Source organism: Deltaproteobacteria bacterium (assembly GCA_019309045.1).
Classification (GTDB): Bacteria; Desulfobacterota; Syntrophobacteria; order BM002; family BM002; genus JAFDGZ01.
Genome location: JAFDGZ010000033.1, coordinates 12,068 through 32,991 on the forward strand (window position 1 = coordinate 12,068; position 20,924 = coordinate 32,991).

18 protein-coding genes are annotated in these 20,924 nt (G+C 53.1%); 15 read left to right on the forward strand and 3 right to left on the reverse strand.

All coding sequences use genetic code 11. From position 1 onward, the window contains the following. Window positions 1-2 precede the first annotated feature (2 nt). The 13 genes from JRI89_08785 to JRI89_08845 all read left to right on the forward strand — a co-directional run bounded on the left by JRI89_08785 (window position 3) and on the right by JRI89_08845 (window position 13,131). Complete coding sequence (locus JRI89_08785; GenBank protein ID MBW2071338.1) at window positions 3-1,454, forward strand: HAMP domain-containing protein; 1,452 nt, start codon at window positions 3-5, stop codon at window positions 1,452-1,454. Beyond that, entirely contained in the window at window positions 1,426-2,778 is a 1,353-nt protein-coding gene (locus tag JRI89_08790; protein MBW2071339.1) for a sigma-54-dependent Fis family transcriptional regulator, read from the forward strand. The genes JRI89_08785 and JRI89_08790 overlap by 29 nt, the downstream gene beginning before the upstream one ends. A 219-nt stretch (window positions 2,779-2,997) precedes the next feature. Then, window positions 2,998-3,429 carry a universal stress protein gene (locus tag JRI89_08795; protein ID MBW2071340.1) on the forward strand — a complete coding sequence of 144 codons (432 nt, stop codon included), beginning with the start codon at window positions 2,998-3,000 and terminating at the stop codon, window positions 3,427-3,429. After that, a complete protein-coding gene (locus tag JRI89_08800) occupies window positions 3,426-4,358 on the forward strand; it encodes a sulfite exporter TauE/SafE family protein (protein MBW2071341.1) in 933 nt (310 codons plus the stop codon). Before JRI89_08795 ends, JRI89_08800 begins: the two co-directional genes overlap by 4 nt. A 1-nt stretch (window position 4,359) precedes the next feature. Then, entirely contained in the window at window positions 4,360-5,148 is a 789-nt protein-coding gene (locus tag JRI89_08805; GenBank protein ID MBW2071342.1) for a TIGR02186 family protein, read from the forward strand. A gap of 5 nt (window positions 5,149-5,153) precedes the next feature. Further along, window positions 5,154-7,727: a pyruvate, water dikinase gene (locus tag JRI89_08810; GenBank protein MBW2071343.1), complete on the forward strand. Its 2,574-nt coding sequence runs from the start codon at window positions 5,154-5,156 to the stop codon at window positions 7,725-7,727. Then, window positions 7,714-8,118: a response regulator gene (locus JRI89_08815; protein ID MBW2071344.1), complete on the forward strand. Its 405-nt coding sequence runs from the start codon at window positions 7,714-7,716 to the stop codon at window positions 8,116-8,118. The genes JRI89_08810 and JRI89_08815 overlap by 14 nt, the downstream gene beginning before the upstream one ends. 4 nt (window positions 8,119-8,122) lie before the next feature. Continuing rightward, window positions 8,123-8,929, forward strand: a complete 807-nt coding sequence (locus JRI89_08820) for a universal stress protein (GenBank protein MBW2071345.1) — start codon at window positions 8,123-8,125, stop codon at window positions 8,927-8,929. A 23-nt stretch (window positions 8,930-8,952) separates the two neighbouring features. After that, window positions 8,953-9,825 carry a universal stress protein gene (locus JRI89_08825; protein ID MBW2071346.1) on the forward strand — a complete coding sequence of 291 codons (873 nt, stop codon included), beginning with the start codon at window positions 8,953-8,955 and terminating at the stop codon, window positions 9,823-9,825. A 429-nt stretch (window positions 9,826-10,254) separates the two neighbouring features. Then, window positions 10,255-10,515, forward strand: coding sequence for a CopG family transcriptional regulator (locus tag JRI89_08830; protein ID MBW2071347.1), 261 nt, complete (start codon window positions 10,255-10,257; stop codon window positions 10,513-10,515). Beyond that, the gene (locus JRI89_08835; GenBank protein MBW2071348.1) at window positions 10,508-10,912 is read left to right on the forward strand and encodes a PIN domain-containing protein; all 405 of its coding nucleotides are present in this window, start codon (window positions 10,508-10,510) and stop codon (window positions 10,910-10,912) included. The genes JRI89_08830 and JRI89_08835 overlap by 8 nt, the downstream gene beginning before the upstream one ends. Window positions 10,913-11,026: 114 nt before the next feature. Beyond that, window positions 11,027-11,362, forward strand: coding sequence for a hypothetical protein (locus JRI89_08840; GenBank protein ID MBW2071349.1), 336 nt, complete (start codon window positions 11,027-11,029; stop codon window positions 11,360-11,362). 35 nt (window positions 11,363-11,397) lie between these two features. After that, entirely contained in the window at window positions 11,398-13,131 is a 1,734-nt protein-coding gene (locus JRI89_08845) for a chloride channel protein (GenBank protein MBW2071350.1), read from the forward strand. Between the two features lie 75 nt (window positions 13,132-13,206). Here JRI89_08845 and JRI89_08850 read toward each other — a convergent pair whose 3' ends face one another. Genes JRI89_08850 through JRI89_08860 form a run of 3 tightly spaced genes read right to left on the reverse strand, consistent with a single transcriptional unit; the run spans window position 13,207 to window position 19,021 of the window. Beyond that, window positions 13,207-16,452: an efflux RND transporter permease subunit gene (locus tag JRI89_08850; protein ID MBW2071351.1), complete on the reverse strand. Its 3,246-nt coding sequence runs from the start codon at window positions 16,450-16,452 to the stop codon at window positions 13,207-13,209. Beyond that, window positions 16,449-17,612 (reverse strand): efflux RND transporter periplasmic adaptor subunit, encoded by a 1,164-nt coding sequence (locus JRI89_08855; GenBank protein ID MBW2071352.1) that lies wholly within the window; start codon window positions 17,610-17,612, stop codon window positions 16,449-16,451. The genes JRI89_08850 and JRI89_08855 overlap by 4 nt, the downstream gene beginning before the upstream one ends. A gap of 23 nt (window positions 17,613-17,635) precedes the next feature. Then, window positions 17,636-19,021, reverse strand: coding sequence for a TolC family protein (locus JRI89_08860; protein ID MBW2071353.1), 1,386 nt, complete (start codon window positions 19,019-19,021; stop codon window positions 17,636-17,638). A gap of 475 nt (window positions 19,022-19,496) precedes the next feature. Between JRI89_08860 and JRI89_08865 the strand changes: the two genes are divergently transcribed. Continuing rightward, window positions 19,497-20,339, forward strand: coding sequence for a universal stress protein (locus JRI89_08865; GenBank protein MBW2071354.1), 843 nt, complete (start codon window positions 19,497-19,499; stop codon window positions 20,337-20,339). A gap of 15 nt (window positions 20,340-20,354) precedes the next feature. Beyond that, window positions 20,355-20,924 (forward strand): trypsin-like peptidase domain-containing protein (locus JRI89_08870; GenBank protein ID MBW2071355.1); only part of this gene is annotated, 570 nt, incomplete at its 3' end.

Consider the following 20,924-nt stretch of genomic DNA (forward strand, 5'->3'; position numbering starts at 1 on the left):
ACATGATGAAGACGATTAGAAGCAGGATTATAGTAATATTTATCTTGAGCCTGGTATTGGCGACTATTGCGACGGGCATTTATTACTGGAATCTTGTCAGCGTAAACAGAAGATTATATTTTATCGAAAATTATGATGATCTACTAAACAATATATTAGAAGTAAGAAGATTTGAAAAGAACTTCATCTTATATAATGATAAGAAAAGCTTAGATGAATCCAAGTTATATCTTGATAAAGCTCATAAAATTCTACAACAGCTTGCTCCTAATATCATTAAGATAACAAATAAGAACGTCTACAATGAATTTAGTGCAACCCTAGCAAAATATACCGAAGTAATAGAAAAGAACGTCAATATGACAAATAATGTCATGACTGACAAAGATATAACCATGATGCGGACCAACGGCAAGAAGCTTGTTGATTTTGCTTTGCAGTTTATCCATGTCAAACGCCAGCGCATCCACCAGGCTCTCTTTCGCTCACTATTTATCCCCATCTTTTTTCTCGCCATTTTCCTGGCGGCAATCTTGTTGACCTTCCGCATAGTTGCCACTGATATTTTAAAGCCGCTGGAGCTGATCCAGGAAACAACCAAGGAGATAGCGCACGGCAACTTTGTGCCAGTAAACTACAATGCCAAGCGCCAGGACGAAATTGCCAATCTCACCTCCGCTATCAACAAGATGGCGGAGGAGCTGGACAGCAGACAGGAAGAACTGGTGCAGTCTCGAAAGATTGCCGCCATTGGCACCTTCACTGCTGGCATTGCCCACGAACTGAACAATCCTCTCAACAACATATCTCTGACGGCTGAGGCTCTGATCGAGGATTTTACCGACGAGATACCAGGCGAGGCCAAAGAGCTCATCTTTGATGTTCTCTATCAGGCCAGGCGGGCTGCAGAAGTAGTGGGCAATCTACTGGACTTCTCCAGAGTGGAAAGCCCCACCCTGGAGGAGCTGGCAATCGATGACGTCATTGAACGCACCATAAAGCTCATCAAGAATCAGCTCATGCTATCGCACGTGAGTCTACAGGTTAAGATGTCATCTGAGAAGCTCTGTATCAGGGGGACCCTGCGCAGCCTGCAGCAGGTCTTCCTCAATCTGATGCTCAATGCCATACACGCCATGCCCAATGGCGGCACTCTTATCATCGAGGCCAGTACCTACCAGGACAAATATGTGCGGGTAGACGTGAAAGATACGGGCACTGGCATAAAGAGTGAGAATTTGCAAAAGATATTTGATCCTTTCTTCACCACCAAGGGCGTGGGTCGGGGCACCGGCCTGGGCCTTTCGGTGTCGTATGCCATCGTCCAGAAAATTGGCGGCTATATCGAAGTGGCAAGTGAGGTAGGAAAGGGATCCACCTTTTCAGTCTATCTGCCGATCTGCAAAGACAAGGCGGAGGTTGTGGATGAAAAAACGGCTAGCCGTAGTGGATGATGAACTCATAGTATGCCGCCGGCTGTCCAGGGCCCTGAGTAAAGAAGGCTATGAGGTGGAAACCTTCCAGGCGGCCGAGCCCTTTCTCGAGCGAATGGCGCGGAAAAGCTTCGAAGTGATCTTTCTTGATCTCAGGCTGCCCGATACTGACGGCATGGCTGTGCTCTCCCAGATAAAGAAAAACTGGCAGAACAGTGAAGTGATAATCATCACCGGCTACGGTTCCATAGATTCTGCCATCGAGGCCATCAAAAAAGGGGCCTACCACTACGTAGCAAAACCACTCAAGTTGAATGAAGTTCGGTTGCTGGCTGCCGGGGCTGTGGAGAAGGTGCGGCTCAAAGAGGAAGTGGCAAGACTGCAGAGAAGTCTGGATGAAGAACGGCGATCCTTCAGTGGGCTGGTAGGCAACAGCAAGGTAATGCAGGAAATATTCAACCTGATCAAGAAAGTTGCCGTGGTGGATTGCAATGTTCTTCTGCAGGGCGAGACTGGCACCGGCAAAGAACTGGTGGCCAGGGCTATTCATAACCTCAGTCCGCGAAGCTCCCATCCGTTCGTATCTTTTAACTGCGGCAGTTTTACTGAAGAGTTGATTGCCAATGAACTTTTCGGCCATGAAAAAGGGGCCTTCACCGGCGCAGTGGCAACGAAGATAGGACTTCTGGAGACCTCGCACAGGGGCACAGTGTTTCTTGATGAAATAGGAGAAATGTCCTTTGCCATGCAGGTGAAACTGCTGCGGGTTATCCAGGAGAAAAAGATCCTCAGGGTTGGGGGGACCAGACCGATCGATCTCGATATACGCGTTATTGCAGCCAGCAACAAGGATCTGAAAGAGCTGGTGGAGCAGGGTGAGTTCAGGGAAGATCTCTACTACCGGTTGAATGTTGTCAGCATAGTTCTGCCCAGGCTCGAAGAAAGGAAGGAAGATATTCCCTTGCTGATTGCTCATTTTATCAACAAATACAGCGAGGGTTTGCGCAAACAGATCCGTCATGTCAGTCCTGAGGCCATGGAGATCTTATTGAGCTACGGTTATCCGGGGAACGTGCGCGAACTGGAGAACATTATCGAGCGGGCAGTTGCCTTAGCAGAAGGCGATGTGGTAAGAGTTGAGGACCTGCCGCCTGATTTGCAAAAGTTGGAATTTCTGTCTCTGAAAGGTGAAGACCTGCTGCCTCTGGCAGAGATAGAAAAAAGGCACATAGCCAAAGTGCTGGAACGGACCGGCTGGAACAGAAGTCTCACCTGTGAAATCCTGAATCTGCCGCGGACCACTCTATGGAGAAAAATGAAGAAATATGGTCTGGCTGAAGAATAGTGGCGAAGCCGTTTCATGTTTCGTAATGAAACACATTTGTTTTTGCATTGTTTTGATAGACTGTCTGCTGTTTTCTCGCCTCCTGGATGTTTTCTCTGTTTCAGAATGAAAAACCTCAGAGAACTCTTCCTCCTGCCTATTTAGAGTAACTTATTGAAATTAAAAGAAATCATATCATGGCACCCTTTTTGTTAGAGCGGTCAAGGGAAGGGTGGGGTCATGAAGCGAATTATGGTGGTTCTGGAAAGCAGTGAGACCAATCTCTGGTCAGCCGTGCACGCCATAAACCTGGCCAAGCGGGTGGGTGGCAAGGTGTACATTCTTAGGGTGTTGCCCGCGAAAAAGATCGGAGCCAGCATGCCAGTGCCGGAAACAGTAGAGGCTGAGCGGCAGGAGAAGCTGGAAGGCCTCATTGAGCAGGGGCGTTCTCAGGGCATTGTAGTAGATTATCAGATCTCACATGGAAATTATGAGGATGAGGTGGTGAGATTTATCAGGGAAACAAAGGTTGACATCCTTGTCCTTACCGCACCTCATCTTCTGCGAAGTGGCAGGCGAGACAGAGCGCTTTCTATCGAGAATATCAGACACCGGGTGAATTGTCGCATCGAGCTCGTATCGGAAAAACCAGATGAACCATCGAGGAGATGACTATGTTCTGGCACCTCTATCTCCCTATTGCAGGGAACAGCGTCAATGTCATTCTGATTTTTGTGATGGGTGGTTTTGTTGGGTTGCTGTCGGGAATTTTTGGAGTGGGCGGCGGTTTCCTGATGACACCGTTGCTCATCATGGCCGGCATCCCGCCCACAGTGGCCGCCGCCTCTGATTCCAACCAGATAGTTGGAGCTTCCACCTCCGGTACCCTGGCGCACTACCGTCTGGGCAACGTGGATTTCAAAATGGGCATTCTTCTGCTCATCGGTGGGGTGACCGGAGGCACCGTGGGGGTGCAGATCATAAAGGTCCTGCGGCAGCTGGGCAATGCAGACTTTCTCATCACCATTACCTACGTGTTGATGCTCGGCTTTGTGGGCTCATACATGTTTTTCGAGAGCCTGCAGGCCATGCGAAAGAAAAAGGCCCCTGTCAAAGAGACAGCAGCAAAAGAGTCAAAGTATGCCAGACTGGTGGGCCGACTGCCGTGGCAGACGGATTTTGAGAGGTCCGGCGTCAGACTTTCCATTCTTATGCCTCTTGGTCTGGGAGTTATGGTGGGCATACTGGCGGCCATCATGGGGGTTGGCGGCGGTTTCATCATGGTGCCGGTGATGGTTTACCTGTTGAGGATGCCCATGCACGTGGTGGTGGGAACCAGCCTCTTCCAGATTCTCTTCACCTGCATCGATGTCACCATCATGCAGGCCTATGCCAATCATACTGTTGATTTTGTCCTGGCGCTCATCCTGCTCCTGGGTTCCACTCTGGGGGCCCAGTTCGGAGCCAGGATAAGCAAGAAGCTTGGCGGTGAGCAGCTCAAGATCCTCCTCGCCACTCTGGTGCTGCTGGTGATGGTGAAGATGCTCTTGAGCCTTCTCATGACACCAAATATCATGGTAGCATACAAAGGAGGTCATTGAGGTGCTGAAAAGGATCGTTATCTGTCAGTCTATTGCTCTCTTGTTCTTGTTGGGCAAGGCTCCTGCATCACGTGCCAACAGCATAACTGCCCACCTGAATCCTGAGCGAATCGAGATTGGTGCTTTCTTCAACGGCAGCAAAGTGTTTGTTTCCGGCGTGGTGCCGGCAGACAGCGAGGTGGCGGTGAGACTGGCCGGGATGCGCCAGGAAGTTGCCCTGAAGAAGAAGGGCAAGGCCCTCGGCCTGTTGTGGATGAATCTGGGTAGCGTCACAGTGCGAAATGCACCGAGCTTGTATCTCCTCTGCCTGTCTGAAAAATTGCAAGAGCTAGCCCGCGAAAATCCAGAGCAATGGCAGGCACTGAACATAGGCTTCACTTCTCTGAAAAGAGAAATGAGTGTTGACTCCGATGTGGATGCAGATGATGCTGACTCTATCCTGGAGGAGTTCATTCGTCTCAAGAAAAGCGAAGGACTCTATGCCGTAGGGAGGAGCAGCATAAGTTATGGGGAGCTGAACAACGACGGCAAACCTTACAAAGCGATTGTTGAGATTCCGCCGCGGCTCACCCCGGGCAAGTATCTGTTGGAGGTAATCGCTGTGGCCAACGGCAGAGTGCTGGCTACAGAAAAAAACTGGCTGGAGGTTGAGGAGGTGGGATTCCCTGCCTTTCTTACCGTGCTTGCCTTCAACCATGGAGCCCTGTATGGACTCCTGGCCACTATTGTGGCAATTGCCGCCGGTTTGCTCATGGGGGTCATATTCAAAGGTGAGAAGGGTGCACACTGAGCATTATGGGCGTTCTTGAAAGGCTCAAAAAGACGATTTTCCCTGGAAGACAGCGTTCTGGAGAAGTGACTTTTCTCGAGCTGTTCAAGACCTTTCAGAACATCCTGGAAAAAAATAACAAGATACTGGAAGTAATTGCTGGCATGGGCGACAAGCTCGGCGGAGAATATGTCTTCGACAAACAGTATATTATCTCGAGCTGCCGTGAGGTGGGGGAGCTTGTTCGGGATCTCATATATGACTTGAACATCATAGCCCAAAAAAAATATCTCGATCTCTACGATGCTTTCGAACGCATCCACCACGACATTGAAGAGGAGCTTGCCGGCAGACCGGTTATCAGTGAAGGCTCCTATGTCATACCCCTCGAGGAGATTCCTCGAGATTCGAGCGACATGGTGGGCGGCAAGATGGCCAATTTAGGGGAAATAGTAAATATCCTGGGGTTGGCATCATCGCCAGGCTTTGTTATTACCACTGCTGCCTTCAAGGCCTTCATGGAATACAATAACATTTGGGACAGGATCAGAGAACAGCCCCTGGATGAGAAAAGTGCCGAGGAGATCTATCGACTCATCTGCGACGGTTCTGTTCCAGGGGAAATCCAGAATGACCTGCAGAGCTGTGTTGACAGACTGGCAGACAAAGTAGGCAGGTACAACCTGTTTTTCGCTGTAAGGAGCAGTGCCCGGGGTGAAGACTCTCTGCACAGCTTTGCCGGTCAGTTCAAGAGCTATCTCAACGAACCCGTTCAGAACCTGACGCAATGCTACAAGGAGGTAGTCGCCAGCGGTTATTCCCCGTCTGCATTGGCCTACAGAAGGGAAAAGGAGATAGGCGAGGACGAAGTGGCTATGGCAGTGGGTTGCCAGCTAATGGTCCAGGCCGAGGCGAGTGGTGTTCTCTATACCATGGATCCAACTGCACCTGCCCGTGAGATTGCAGTGATTGAGGCCATATGGGGCCTGGGCGCCCCCCTGGTCTCGGGCGAGGCTGCTGGAGATCACTACCTGGTGAGCCGCATCCCACCGCACGAAGTGGAGGCATTCAATGTGCGGTTGAAGACGTCCATGCTGATACCAAAAGAGGGCGGCGGCACAGAAACAGTACCAGTGCCAGAGGAGTTGCGGACCTGTCCCTGTATCGCTGCTGAGCACATACGCCGACTGGTTGAACTGGCACTGGTAATCGAGAGGTATTTCAAGAAACCCCAGGACATAGAATGGGCTCTGGATCGCGACGGCCAGTTTGTCATCTTGCAAAGCAGGCCCCTCAATATCCAGGCACAGGTGGCCAGTCTGGTCTGCGACCTCAGCACCGTGGGAGAAGGACACCGAATAATATTTAGAGACAAGGGCAGCATTGCTCAAAGAGGAATAGGCGCCGGCACTGTGTGGTTCATTCGCAGCGATGAGGATATGGAAAATTTCCCGGCAGGAGCCATACTTGTAAGCAAGCGCACCTCACCGCGCTTGGCCAGGGTGGTGCCGAAGGCCAGTGGCATTCTCACAGATGTGGGCTCACCCACCGGTCACATGGCCACCATTGCCAGGGAGTTCCGGGTGCCAACTATTGTAAACACCGGCGTAGCCACCAGCCTTCTGGAGCCTGGTCAGGAGATCACTGTGGACGCGGAACAGAACGTGGTATATGAGGGAAGGGTGAAAGAGCTCTGCTATTATGAGTTCACCGAAGAACCCTTTGAAGAAAGCGACGAATACCGCCTGCTCTTGCGGGTGCTCAAGAAGATAGCGCCCCTCAATCTGGTAAATCCTCATGAGAGAAACTTTGCCCCTGAAGGCTGCAAGACATATCATGACATTACCCGATTCGTTCACGAGAAGGCGGTGGCACATCTGATTCACCGGGAGTACCATGGCAAGGAACCGGACGCTCCAGCCAGGAGACTCAAGCTGAACATCCCTATCGGCCTGTTGCTTATTGATATTGGCGGCGGCATAGATGCTGCGGCAGGCTCGGGAGACCTGCAGCCTGAGCAGGTGACCTCGGTGCCCCTGCGGGCAATACTGGAAGGCATGACGCATCCCGGCATGTGGAGCACCGAGCCCATGTCCGTAGATCTGGGGTCATTCATGTCCAGTCTTACCCGGACCTTCTCCTCGCAGCTGGCGACTCCCAAGTATCTGGGGCAGAACCTGGCAGTGGTGTCGCAGCAGTATATGAACCTCAGCCTGAGGCTGGGGTATCATTTCAATATGGTAGATGCCTACATCAGCGAGAATATCAACGACAACTATGCCTACTTCCGTTTTCTCGGGGGAGTGACGGAGTTGCTGCGCCGGGAGAGGCGGGTTAGACTGCTGGCCGAGATCCTGGAACAAAATGATTTTCGGGTGGATGTTACCGGAGATCTGGTGGTGGGCAGAATAAAGAAGTTGGACGTCTCTGGCATGATTGAAAAGATGAAGGTTTTGGGACACTTGGTTGCTTTTACCAGGCAGCTGGACGTACAAATGATTGACGATGACAAGGTAAATGGTGCCATTGCCATGTTCAACAAATTGGCGGCGGGTAATTTACTGCCGGAAAGCAAAGGAAGGTCAAATGGGCAACGATAAAAAGAGACAGATACTCATTCTGGACGATGAACCCATAGTTTCCAAACGGCTCAAGCCGGCCCTGGAAAAAGCCGGCTACGAGGTTGAAGCGTTTACGCAAAGCACCAAGGCCATGAAGCGCGTGCAGGAAAAGGAATTCGATATTGTCATAACCGATCTCAAGATGGAAGGCATAGACGGCATGGAATTCCTTACAGAGGTGAAGAAGCGCTCTGATAAGGCCGAAGTAATAGTAATTACCGGTTTCGCCACCATGGAAACGGCGAAGGAGTCTTTCCAGAAAGGAGTGTTCGATTTTGTGGCCAAGCCTTTCAAGAGGGCGGAACTGTTGGAGATTGTGAGAAAAGCAGAAGAGAAGGTCCGCCTGAAGGAAGCACAGATGAAGGAGTGAAACCATGATTAAAGCACTTGTTCCCGTGGCCGCAGATCTGGCATCCAGCATAGCTCTTCGCTGTGCCTGTCAATTGGCGAGCCAGGTGAACTTAGAGATTCAGACGATTCACATCAAGGAAGCCACAACAGAGGGTTCTTCTTCAGTAGGCACAGGATGGGTCAGATTGACCTGGGAGAGGACCATGCTGAGCCAGGCAGAAGATGACCTGGCGCAGCTTATGCGGGCCGAGCGAACGCACTGTCCCACCCTTGGAGAGCCAAAGATTGTCCTTGGCGACAGAGACGACGAGATACTGCGAGAGCTGCAGCACGGCTCCTATGATCTCTTCCTGGAAGGAACCATCTCCACCTTTAGCTCGGCCTATCTGACCAAGCGGCTGCAATCGTCGCTGTATCAGAGAATGCCCTGTCCGTTCATCATGGTAAAGAACTTGATGCCACTCGAAAGGGTGGCAATCTTGCTGAGCAACAATGTGGATATCCCCCGGTTGGTCCAGGTATTCAGCCGGACAATGGCAGCTGCTCGCCTGGCTCTGGATGTACTGTATCTGAAGTTTGACGGGGCCGAGGGCGGCGGGGACGCCGAAGCAGCGCGCGGCGATCTGCAGTCTGCCAAGGAACTCCTGGAGAAGCAGGAATTGGCGCCTGAGAAAGTGGAGGTGAAAAGCGGCGAACCTGAGGCACTGGCCGGGCAGCTGGAAAATTATGGACTTTTGGCAACCCTGTTGCCCAGGGGATTCAAGACCAAGACGCCCTTCTACAAGTTTCTGGTAGCTACCCCGGTGCCGATTTTCCTTTCCTGGCAGTGACGGTTTCCGGCAAGGAGGTTGCGATGAGAATACTCTGTGCGGTAGACGAGAACCCCTACAGTGAGCAGGCAGTCAGAGAAACGGCCAGGTTGGCAATGAATACCTGGGCAAATGTGACCATTCTGGGAGTGCATCCAGACAGTCATATAGTGGCAAAGACCGGGGAGCATGATGCAGGCATATTCCAGACGCTGCGCCGCTTCCGGGAAGTTTTCTTGAGCTACTTTCAGGAGCCGGGTTCGCCGTACAATACCGAGCGTTGTGGCTACAGATTCGTACCCATGTCGAACACCGTGCTGGAAGATCTCTACGTCTGCGAGAGCAGCAGGAAAGAATTGAAAGTGCGTTTGAGAGCCGGCAATATGGTGCGGGCAATCCTTGCGGAAGCAGCGGATGGCGCAAGTGACCTGGTGGTGATCGGCTGCGACCACAAACATGGCTGCGGCTGGGCCACTGACAGCTCTCTTCCCAGAAAAGTGGTAAATGGAGCCCCCTGTTCAGCACTGGTGGTAAGCAGCGAGCAAGAGATAACTGAAGTGATCTGTTGTCTGGACCAGGAGAGCGTCAGCCAGGCCAGCCTGGAGATGATCAATCAGATGGTAACGACCTACCAGGCAAGGCTCAAAATTGTTGGTTTGAGCAAGGGAATGGCGCTGCAGGCCGAGGTGGACAAAAGCATGCACTTCATCCTGGAGTACTATGTTGCCCGGGATCTCAAACCACTGATAAGCATGGTTGACCCCACACAGCTCGAGAGTTTTATAGCCCAGGAAAACCAGCAGGCATTGATGGCCCTGGTTATGGGGCAGAGATCCACGCTCGCCAAGATTTTCTCCCGCAAGAAAGTGGATAAGCTGGTGCAGGCAAATCGGAGTTCAGTGCTGATCTTGCGGTGAGATGTTATCAGTTATCGGTTATTGGTTATCAGGAGGTGTTTTGGCAATATGGCGGTAGGCGCAGGCTTTAGCCTGCGTTGCCCATTCCCACCCAGATCTGTCCTCATCAATCGACTACCGGTAGATATTATGAAGGGTCACGTGGGGAGAGGCTCTTTAGCCGCGCCATGATTGACCAGACCATTACTGCTCTGGAGCGTGGCTGGAAGTCCATTCTTAATAAGAATCATCGGGAGATAGTCTATTTTACTGGATGGCGGCTAGCCTGTCCCCTGACCGGGGAGAGCTGCTGCAACTGCGTGGTTCCTGATAGCCGATAACTGCCAACCACAGCTAGAAAAACAGCCACGCTATTTGGTTTGACGCGTATATGGCAGTTTTGTTATCATGACAACATGATGTTAGAAACATACCATCATGGAGGAAACCATGATTCGCACGCAGATTCAGATCGAAGAAGAACAAATGCAGTGGTTGAGAACCAGGGCCTCACAAAAAAAGATTTCCATATCACAATTAATCAGAGAAAGCATCGCCTTTTTTCGCGAACACGAGGAGCGCATCACTTCAACCAAGAAGGAGAGGGCCCTGGCCGCCCTGGGACTGTTTGATTCTGGACTCAGGGATGTATCGGAAAGACATGATGATTATTTAGCAGATCTACTCATGTCGGAGAACAAGAATGATTGATGACAGGCTTTTGGTGGATACTTCCGCGTTCTATGCGTTAATGGACAGATCAGATCATCATCATGAAACCGCTGTGAGGTTGTGGACTTCTCTCCTTGTGGAGAATTACTTGCTCCTGACAACCAATTACGTGGTAGTGGAGACTCTGGCACTCTTACAAGGCCGGTTGGGCTTTGAAGCAGCCCGGCTTTGGCAACGAGATATTCTGGATGTGGTGGTGGTAGTGTGGACTGATGAGTCTGTACACAGCCGAGCATTAGAACTCTGGCTCAGCCTCGGCAGACGCAAAGTAAGTCTGGTGGATTGTGTGAGCTTTGTGACTCTACGGTTGCAGAAGATAGAAAAAGTTTTCGCTTTCGACAAACATTTCTCGGAACAAGGGTTCGAGGTTCTCTGACCTGGATTTAGCGTTGTTGATCGTCCGCCGTGGCAAAAGAAGGCATGTAAGCAGCCGAAGAATATCCTGAAGACCAGCAAACTTTCGTTCTTCAGAGCACTCGGGAGGAGGTTCATGACCGAGGATTGGGAATGCGAACAAGAGGGAGTGATCATCAACGAGGTGCAGCTGTTGCTGGCTGAAAAGAGAACCTCTCTCGCTACCATGCGTACAGGAATTGCGGTGATAGCCCTGCCTCTTTCTGTAATGAGTGTGCTTATTGCAACATCGAGATATTATGATGTCTCAGCAGTAATTGATCTACTCATACCTCTGATGGTTCTCTGTACCGGCCTGGTCATTCTTGGTACATATCTAATTATCCGCTCTGTCATTCGACTGCGCCGCTATGACAAACTCATTCTCATGCTCAAGCGTAAACACAGCCATGTGGCTGAGTTTATTGATTGAGATCCTGGCGGTTCTGGTCTATCATCACTAGTCATATGAAAATTTTGACAGAATGGCGCAGCCCAGGAAAGTGGAAGCTTTTCCGCCTGGACGATCGACTTCTGCTCATCCTCATCGGCATAGTGGTGGGGGCATGCAGTGGCGTGGCTTCGGTTGCCCTGAACCGCTCGCTGGCAGCCATGGTTGAATGGCTGGCGGCGTTTCGCCAGATCTGGTGGGCGTTTGTGCTGCCGGGAATAGGGGCTTCCCTCTCTTCGCTTTTTCTCGAGAAAATCACCAGGGAAGGGGAAGGGCACGGTGTGCCCGAGGTGATCTACAGCGTGAACCGGCACCGTGGTCTGATCCGTTTTCGTTCCAGCTTTTCCAGGTTGATATCCGCCTGTCTGACCATTGGCAGCGGCGGCTCCGCTGGCCCGGAGGCGCCGGTGGTAATAAGCGGCGCGGCCATTGGCTCCAACATTGCCAATTTTTTTTCTCTGAACGACCGTCAGCGTATTGCTCTGGTGGGCTGCGGTGCAGCCGGCGCCATATCCGCCATCTTCAACGCGCCGATTGCCGGCATGGTCTTTGGTATGGAGGTCATCCTCGGAGAGTGGTCCGCTGCCAATATCATTCCCATTGGCATTGCTTCCGTGGCCGGAACCCAGATGAGTCGATTGCTGGAAGGAAATCAGATTCCCTTTGCGCATCGTCTTTTTCACCTGGGTTCGCTGGACATTGCCACCTCCGTTGGTCTGGCTGTTGTCACGGGTCTTGCCTCTGTGCTGGTGGGCAAGATGATCAGAAATGTTCATGCGGTCTCGAGCAGGGTTTCACTGCCGCCATGGGTTCGAGCGGGAATTGGCGGCTGTGCGGTGGGTGTCATCGGTCTTTTTTTGCCTACAGTGCTCGGCGAGGGCTACCCGTCTGTAAGGCTGGCCATTGAAGGAGTCTTCCAGTCCGGTCTCCTGATTGTTGCCGTGGTGACTCTGGCAAAAATTGTCGCCACCGCTCTTACCCTGGGCTCAGGGGGATCCGGGGGCATTTTTGCACCGTGTCTGGTAATTGGCAGCTTTGCAGGTCTTACCTATCACCGGGCGCTGCTCTTGCTCTGGCCGTCTGTACCGTGGGCGAACGAGGGCTACTTTGCGCTGCTTGGCATGGCAGGCCTCATGAGTGGAGTGCTGCAGGCGCCGCTTACAGGGTTTTTTCTCATAGTGGAGATTACCGGCGGCTACGAAGTGGTGCTGCCTCTTATTATAGTGGCGACCATCTCCACCACAATTTGCGGTTATCTGGAGCCTGTTTCCTTCTATTTGAAAGAGCTGGTGGAAAAGGGACAGCTGCTGAGACCGGGCACGGACAGTTGTGTGCTGGCTGAGTTGGACATAGAAGAAGTCTTTGAAGATCGCTTCCTGACAATTGAAAAAAACATGTCTCTGCAGGATTTTATCGATGCTGCGGCGCAACAGCCGAGGCGCCACTATCCGGTGGTGGATGACAAGACCGGCGAGTTTCTGGGTGTGGTGGAACTGGAACGCCTGCTGCCCTACCTGAGAAATCCTGAGATCAACAGAAATGTATCGGTGGCGGAGATTATGAACAGCGAAATCGATAGAGCGAGCCCGGATGAAGAGTTGAAGGAGATTCTCCGCCGGATGGATGAAAAGGGCATGGACTCCATGCCGCTGGTGCACAGAGGCAAGTTTGTCGGCATGGTCTCCAAGGCGCGCTTGCTGGACATGTATCGCCAGGAGCTCAAACGGCAGACCCAGGGCAAAGATGTGTAGCCAGGATATCTCGGGAATCGTGCTGCTAGTCTCGGGCTGGAAAGTTTTTCTTCTCTCTCCCTGTCATAGCTGCGCCTACTCCTGCCGTCCTTTTTCGTGAACATGCCTGTGGGCGAATTCCCAACGCTTGTCAAGATAATAAAGAATCGGCACCGTCATCCTGGAAAGGAACAGGGACGCAACCTCGCCGGCCATCAAAGAAATGGCCAGACCTTGAAAGATAGGGTCGAGTAAAATTACCGAGGCGCCCACAACAACTGCGGCAGCAGTGAGCATCATCGGCCGGAAGCGAACCGCACCTGCATCGATTACTGCCTCGTCAAGGGACATGCCCTGGGCCACTCGCAATTCAATAAAATCCACCAGAATAATGGAGTTGCGCACCACAATGCCAGCGCCGGCGATGAAGCCAATCATGGAGGTGGCAGTAAAAAAAGCTCCCATCAGGCCGTGGGCCGGCAGTATGCCAATCAGCGAAAAGGGGATGGCGATCATAATCGTCAGTGGGGTGGTGAAAGAATGGAACCAGCCCACGATGAGAAGAAAAATGAGGACCAGCACCGCAGCGAAAGCAAGGCCCAGGTCGCGGAAGACCTCATAGGTAATATGCCATTCACCGTCCCATTTGAGCGCATAGCGGTTGATGCTCTCGGGAATGTGGCTGGTGTACTGGGCCATATTGTAGCCTTCAGGCAATCGCAGGGCGGCAATCTTGTGGCGCATTGCCAGAATGGCGTATACCGGACTCTCCTTTGCTCCGGCCACATCGCCCACCACATAAACTACGGGCATGAGATTCTTGTGATAAATGCTCCGGTCAATCTCTGTACGCTGCACAGAAACCAGGTCAGCGAGCGACACCAGGCCACCTTTTGCCGAAGGTATCTTGATGGCAGTCAACCTTTGCACTCCGGCTCTGGCGGCCAGGGGCAGTCGGACCACTATGAGGACATCTTCCTTTTCCCTGGGCAGATGCAGCAGGCCGACTTTCCTTCCCTGCAAGGCGAGTTGCAGGGTTTGATCGACTTGAGCGGCTGAGATTCCATGCAGGGCGGCCTTTTCCTTGTCTATGAGTAGATTTATTCTGGTTTGCTCCTCCTCCATATACCAGTCAGTGTCGACCACTCCTGGTGTGTCGTCGAAAATCTGCAGCACCTGTCGGGCAATCTGTCGCTGCCGCTGGTAATGCGGTCCGTAGATTTCCGCCACCAGCGTGGAAAGTACCGGCGGCCCCGGCGGCACTTCTACCACTTTGACCCGGGCATGGTGCCGTTCGGCTATGCGCTTCAAGGCTGGCCGCACCCGCTTGGCTATTTCATGGCTCTGCGCTCGACGGTGGCTCTTGCCAGCCAGATTAATCTGGATGTCTGCCATATGAGGACTCCGGCGCAGGTAGTAGTGGCGCACCAGGCCATTGAAATTGAAGGGCGCTGCAGTTCCGGCGTATATTTCGAAATTGCTGATCTCATTGACGGTTTTGAGATAGTCGGCCATCTCCATGGCCACAGCTGTACTTTCTTCCAGGGTGGAGCTCTCCGGCATGTCCAGGATCACCTGGAACTCGCTCTTGTTGTCCAGAGGAAGCATTTTCACCTTCACCCAGCCCAGGGGAACGAGGGCGCAGGAAACTATGAGCAGTACGACCACCCCGATCAGGAAAATCCAGCGCCAGAAAGGGACTTCGATCAGCGGGGTCATGATCTTGCGGTAAAGCCTGGTGCTCCAGTCCTCCCGGTGCTCATGAACTGCAGCAGGGTGGCTGCCCTTGTGTTTGAGCAGCAGGGTAGAGGCCCAGGGGGTGACAATGAAGGCAATCAACAGGGAAAAGACCATGGCTGCAGAGGCGCCGACCGGAATGGGCCGCATGTACGGCCCCATGAGCCCGCCGACCAAGGCCATGGGCAACAGGGCGGCGATTACTGTAAAGGTGGCAAGGATGGTTGGATTGCCCACTTCGTCGACTGCCTCTACCGCAACCTCGGAAAAGTAGCGCCCCTTGTTTTCCGGCAAATGAAAATGCCTGACAATGTTTTCCACCACCACGATGGCATCATCCACCAGGATTGCGATGGAAAAAATGAGGGCGAAGAGAGTGACGCGGTTGAGAGTATAGCCATAGAGGTAAAAGACAGCGAGTGATAGGGAGAGAGTCACTGGTATGGCAATGGCAACTACACCAGACTCGCGCCGTCCCAGACTGAACCAGATGAGCAGGCTAACCGAGAATATGGCAATGAACATGTGCTCAAGGAGTTCATTTGACTTTTCCTGTGCTGTTTCTCCATAATTCCGGGTGACGGTCACTTTGATGTTGTCTGGAATCAATGTGCCTCGACTTTCCTCGATCTTTTTCAGTACTTGCTCGGCCAGGGTAACTGCATTGGTGCCTTTGCGCTTGGCAATGGTGAGTGTCACCGCAGGATAAAGGCCCAGCCTGGTTTGACTGGCATGGGCCTCCTTTCTTGCTGCCGGTCCAAAACCAAGGAAGACATACTGGTCCGGCTCGGCAGCCCCGTCCACCAGGTCGGCAACGTCGCGCAGATACACGGGTCTGTTGTCGTACACTCCGACGACGACCCGGCCCACATCGTCCAGATTGCGCAGAAAGCCGCCGGTGTGAATTTTGATTTCTCCCTTCACAGATGGAAAGCTGCCGAGGTCCGCCTCCTGGTCAGCGGCGGCCAGCATGGCTGCCACCCTGTCGGCGTGCAGATGGAAGGCTGCCAGGCGGGCTGGATCCAACTGCACTTTGACCTGCCGGCGTTGCCCGCCTATGACGCTGGTGAGAGAGACATTGTCCAGCCGCTTCACCACATCTTCAACCTCTACTGCCACCCGCCGCAGGGTATAGTGGTCCACATCCTCACCCCAGAAGGTCAATGTCAGTACTGGAACGTCGTCGATGTAGCGCGGCTTGACCAGAGGCGGCGACACTCCGTGCGGAATACGATCAAAATTGGCCAACAGCTTCGACTGCAGTCTGACAATGGCTTCCTCCTCGTCCTGCCCCACGTAAAAACGGACTATTACCAGGGACGAGGAAGGGCTCGAAGTGGAATAGATGTATTCGACCCCGGGAATTTCCCAGAGCAGCTTCTCCATGGGCTTGGTTGCCCGCTCTTCAACCTCTTTGGCGCTGGCTCCTGGCATGCGGACGAAGACATCGATCATGGGCACGATAATCTGCGGATCCTCCTCCCGCGGGAGCATATAGACGGCAGCCAATCCCAGGAAGATTGAAGCAACAATGATGAGAGGCGTCAGCTTGGAATCGATGAACAGCTGGGCTATTCTACCTGCGGGTCCAGGCTCTTGTTTCATGAGGCTTCCTCCACCCTGGCGCCGTCAACCAGCGAAGGAATCACCTCGACCACGTAACGTTCGCCTTGCTGCAGCCCGCTGAGCACTTCCACAACCTCCGGGTAGACTCTGCCCAGTCGCAGCAAACGAAAGTGGACTACATTGTCGCCATCCACCAGGTAGATGCCAGTGAGCTGACCCTGGCGAATTATGGCTGATCTGGGTACCCGGATCTGCAGCTGCTGGCCCAGAGGAATATTGACCCGGGCAAACATGCCCGATCTGAGAGCTGCCCCGGGTGGCAGGGCAACCTTGATCAAAAAAGAGCGGCTGTCAGGATCTGCTGCAGGTACTATAGTGCTGACCGTACCTGCCAGGCCCGTGAGACTTAAAGCAGGAATGGCTGCTGAGACCATCTGCCCCAGGTGCACCTGCTCGATATATCTTTCGGGCACTACCAGATCCAGATGGTAGCCATGGGTAGTTTCCAGAGTTAGCAGGGTTCGGCCGGGGATGGCGAGATCGCCTTCATCCACGAATTTGCCGGTGATGATGCCGTCATGGGGCGCCTTGATCAGGGTGTAATTCAGCCTCACTCGCGCCGCCGCCACTGCGGCGCGGGCCTGTCTGACTCTTGAGGCGGCAGCAGACGCCATGGCTTCTGCCCGTTCACGGGCGGCCCTGGCTTCCAGGTAGCGGGCTTCCACTTCGTCGAATTCCTGGGCGCTGACTGATTCTTCCTGTTTGAGTGACTGGTAGCGGTGGTAGGTGGCAGCAGCCAGCTGCGCAGTGGACCTGGCCTGGTCGCGGGCTGAGAAGGCCGCCCTGAGTGCCTGTTCTGCCTCACTCAATGTTGCTCTTACCTCTCGCAGCTGGGCTCTGGCCTGCCGTTGATCGAGCCTGATCAGGATCCCGCCGGCCTTGACCTGGTCACCTTCGCGCACCTCGACGGCTTTGACCGTGCCCATTACTTCGGCAGCCAGGCTGCTGGTTATACCGGCCCGCACTGTGCCCACGGCGTTATAGATCACAGGCTGCGACTCCAGCCTCACTGTTGCGATTTGGACGCCGGTTACCAGCGGGTGCTGAACCTCTGCCGTACCCGGCTCGATCTTGTCACTACAACCGCAGCCCAACAGCAGCAGGGCAAAGATGAAATGATATTGAGGTTTCAGTTTCATGTAAGGCACTCCAGCATGATTCCCTAGTGGAAGTTTTCTTGCAGAGTTCCTGCAGCCAGGGCCAGTCTTGCCCTAGCCACGGTGTAGTCATGACGCGCCCGGGAATAATTGCGGCGGGCTTGCTGCAGCGCCACTTCGGCGTCCAGCAAGTTGACGATGGTGTTGAGGCCGTTTTTGTAGCGGTTGCTGACAATGCGCAGGCCTTCTTCCGCCTGGGCTATGGCGCCTCTGGCTACCTGCATACACTGCCAGGAACTCTGCGCCTCCAGGTAGGACCGTCTGGTTTCCACAGCGATGCCGAGTTCCAGTTGCTGGCGTTTGGCCTGCATCTGAGCGAGCCTGGCCCTGGCCTCGGCCACCCTTGCCTGCAGATTGTAGCCGCTGTACAGGTTCAGACTCAGGGTGGCGCCGACGCTGTAGTTGTCTTCGCTGTTGCTGAAGTCTTCGGTATTGATCTGGTAGTTGCCTGTAAAGTGGAGGCTGGGCAGATGGGCTGATTTTGCCTTGGCGACCTCTTTGCTGGCCATCATTTCCTCATATTTCAGTCGAGCCAGATCCGGTCGATGCTCCACGGCTTTCTGCAGCCAATCCTCTAGGGAGTTTTGCAACTGGCGCTCTGCTTGCGGAGATGGTGGCAGGCGGAACACCTGGTGTACTCTTAAGCCCATGGCGGCGCTCAGAGCAGCGCGGGCAATTTCCAGTTCACTCTGCGCCTGCAATCTTTCCTGCTCCACCTGGGCCAGACGAACCTCGGCCCGCAGCAGGTCACTTTTCAACACCAGGCCGCTGGCGTGACGAGAACGGATCAGTTTCAGGTGGGCTCGAGCTGTTTTCAAGGCCTGCTCTACAACTCTGACATTCTCTTGGGCCAGCTGGACGCCGGCGTAGGAAAATACGGTTTCAGCAATAACCTGCTGCCTGGTTCGCGTTGCTGCCATAATAGCTGCCTGCTGATTAAGCTTGGCCTGGCTGAGACCAATCCAGGACTGGCCGCTATCAAATACCGGCAGGGTAACAGTGAAGTTGGTGGCGAAATTGTTTATGGCGTTTGGATTGTTGAGTCTGTCAACCTCGAAGTCTTTCTGCTCGAATACTCCCTGATTGAGTTTAGAGCTGAAAACACCAACGGGACTGTCCGTTCTGGTAAAATTTTCGCTGACCTCGAGTTGGGGCAGCAAACCAGAGCGAGCCTCTTTTACGCGGGCCCCGGAGGCATCAAGCAGAGATTGGGCAGCAGTGATCTTCGGGTTATACCGCAGGGCCATCTGGATAGCTTCCTGCAGGGTCAGTAAAGAATAACTGGTGCTGGAGCCTGCGGTTTGCCCTGTCCATCCCGGCTGAGAGCTGCTGAACTGCAGGCAGACAAAGATGCTGAACCAGAACCATGTCTTCGAGAGATACCGTATCATAACAATGCTTCCCACAACATAGAGGGTAGTGGAACGATATTCATCGCCTGCAAAGGACTGGAAGCGGCGACAATAATCAAAGACCTTTTCTGGAAATATCCGGGCTCGTGACTTACCTTGTTGACAGCATTATATGAATATGGTTTCTAGAGGTCTAGAGATTTTGCAGGTTAGCGGCTGTCCGGTTATCAGTTATCAGTTATCGGTTATTGGGAAAGAGGCGGTGGGTGCGGCACCCTGCCGCGATCGGGGCTGGCCATGGCTACGGTTACGATGCCCGTTACGGTAGAGGGTCACGGTAACGGTGAATGACATGCATTTACCTTGCGCCCTCCGCCGTTACTTGAGACTGGCAACGCAGTCTAAAGTCTGCGCCTACCGACATGTTGCCGAGATGTTGTACGTTCCACGTATGTTTTGAATTTTTTTGACTTTTGACTTTTGACTTTTCACTTTTTACCAATGGGAGACAACGATGTACGCTAGACTGCTGCACGTTTTTAGAAATACGCCGCTCGGCAGGGAAACTCTGTTGCAGTCTGTTTATTTTTGCAGGGTGGTGGGTGTCCAGCTGGTCATCTATGTTCCTGAGTTTACCAAGTTTTTAATGTATTTTGGAAATGAGGTGGTACAGGTTGACCTGGACAATTCCTATCTCAAATGGCCTCAAACCGCTGTGGAACATGCTGGCGCCATAGCCGAGCAGGGAGGCGTTGCCCCCGAGTTTTTCAAGCCCAAGGAGTTCACCGCCTCAACATTGCCCGATGTGCCGACCAATTTCGATTTTATGTCGTGCCCCCGCAGCATGAGTGACCTGTCGTCCAGGGTGGGCCTGGGTCACATTGGGCCCAGGGTAAGGCATATCGTCAGGGCGGCACATTTTCCGGTACTCATTCCGAGTGCAGTCTACAAAGAGTGGCACAGCATAGCAGTGTTTTTCGGCGGTTCGGCCAATGCTGCCCGCGCCCTCAAACTGGGGTTGCGCATCCATGAAGCGACTGGATTGCCCATAGACATATTTACCCAGATGGAAAAGGACTTTCAACATACCTACGAACAGGTTATTGACGATGAAAATATCAAAGAGGATCTGGAAAATAACATTCGAGAGTGGTACAGATTTGAGACAGGGAGCTTTGAGGAGAACCTTTATGAGGTCCCTCACGATGCGCTTGTGATCCTGGGGGCCTATGGGCATGGAGTGGTCAGGGAGATTCTATTTGGCAGCAAGATGGAACTCATTCAGTCCACCATTGCCAACAGCTTGCTGATTGTCGGCCCGAAATACAAGGCTGTGGGTTGGCGCTGGCGGCGGTGACAGGAGCTGTCAGAGATGAAGAAATACTGTGGCAGCAGGACAGAAGGAGGGTTGGTCATGGAAGACGGTGTTTCTGGGCACACTCAGATGGTTGTCCGCTGGGGCGTCAAGTTTTTCCTAATTGGCACGATCTTCATGTTTCTTGCAATCGCCATCTCCAGTGGTTGCGCCCAACAAACCTCGGAGTCCACGAAGGAGGCTGAGCCGCAAAAAGCAGTTGAGACAGTTTCACCACCGGCTCCGGCAAGCGCGGCAAAATCTATTGATTTCGCCAGAGCCATCGAGTGGGTGGCGGAGCGGACAATTCCCGCAGTAGTCCATATCGAGGTTACCGAACGTCAGGAGGTGATAAATCCCTTGCTGCCCTTTCAGGAGGATCCCTTCTTTCGCTACTTTTTTGGCTTTCCTGAGATGCCCCGCAAGTTCAAACGTGAGTTGAAGGGATTGGGCACAGGGATGATCATGGATGCCGAAGGGCATATCCTCACCAACAACCACGTGGCGGGCGGCGCCACCAAGATCGAGGTGCTTCTCGCCAACGGCAAACGATATCCGGCAAAACTGGTGGGTGCTGATCCCAAAACA

Bases quoted from the DNA above. Each gene is read 5' to 3' on its own strand.
- JRI89_08785 (MBW2071338.1), top strand. From the start codon at position 3: ATGATGAAGACGATTAGAAGCAGGATTATAGTAATATTTATCTTGAGC.
- JRI89_08790 (MBW2071339.1), top strand. From the start codon at position 1,426: ATGAAAAAACGGCTAGCCGTAGTGGATGATGAACTCATAGTATGCCGC.
- JRI89_08795 (MBW2071340.1), top strand. From the start codon at position 2,998: ATGAAGCGAATTATGGTGGTTCTGGAAAGCAGTGAGACCAATCTCTGG.
- JRI89_08800 (MBW2071341.1), top strand. From the start codon at position 3,426: ATGACTATGTTCTGGCACCTCTATCTCCCTATTGCAGGGAACAGCGTC.
- JRI89_08810 (MBW2071343.1), top strand. From the start codon at position 5,154: ATGGGCGTTCTTGAAAGGCTCAAAAAGACGATTTTCCCTGGAAGACAG.
- JRI89_08815 (MBW2071344.1), top strand. From the start codon at position 7,714: ATGGGCAACGATAAAAAGAGACAGATACTCATTCTGGACGATGAACCC.
- JRI89_08820 (MBW2071345.1), top strand. From the start codon at position 8,123: ATGATTAAAGCACTTGTTCCCGTGGCCGCAGATCTGGCATCCAGCATA.
- JRI89_08825 (MBW2071346.1), top strand. From the start codon at position 8,953: ATGAGAATACTCTGTGCGGTAGACGAGAACCCCTACAGTGAGCAGGCA.
- JRI89_08830 (MBW2071347.1), top strand. From the start codon at position 10,255: ATGATTCGCACGCAGATTCAGATCGAAGAAGAACAAATGCAGTGGTTG.
- JRI89_08835 (MBW2071348.1), top strand. From the start codon at position 10,508: ATGATTGATGACAGGCTTTTGGTGGATACTTCCGCGTTCTATGCGTTA.
- JRI89_08840 (MBW2071349.1), top strand. From the start codon at position 11,027: ATGACCGAGGATTGGGAATGCGAACAAGAGGGAGTGATCATCAACGAG.
- JRI89_08845 (MBW2071350.1), top strand. From the start codon at position 11,398: ATGAAAATTTTGACAGAATGGCGCAGCCCAGGAAAGTGGAAGCTTTTC.
- JRI89_08850 (MBW2071351.1), bottom strand. From the start codon at position 16,452: ATGAAACAAGAGCCTGGACCCGCAGGTAGAATAGCCCAGCTGTTCATC.
- JRI89_08855 (MBW2071352.1), bottom strand. From the start codon at position 17,612: ATGAAACTGAAACCTCAATATCATTTCATCTTTGCCCTGCTGCTGTTG.
- JRI89_08860 (MBW2071353.1), bottom strand. From the start codon at position 19,021: ATGATACGGTATCTCTCGAAGACATGGTTCTGGTTCAGCATCTTTGTC.
- JRI89_08865 (MBW2071354.1), top strand. From the start codon at position 19,497: ATGTACGCTAGACTGCTGCACGTTTTTAGAAATACGCCGCTCGGCAGG.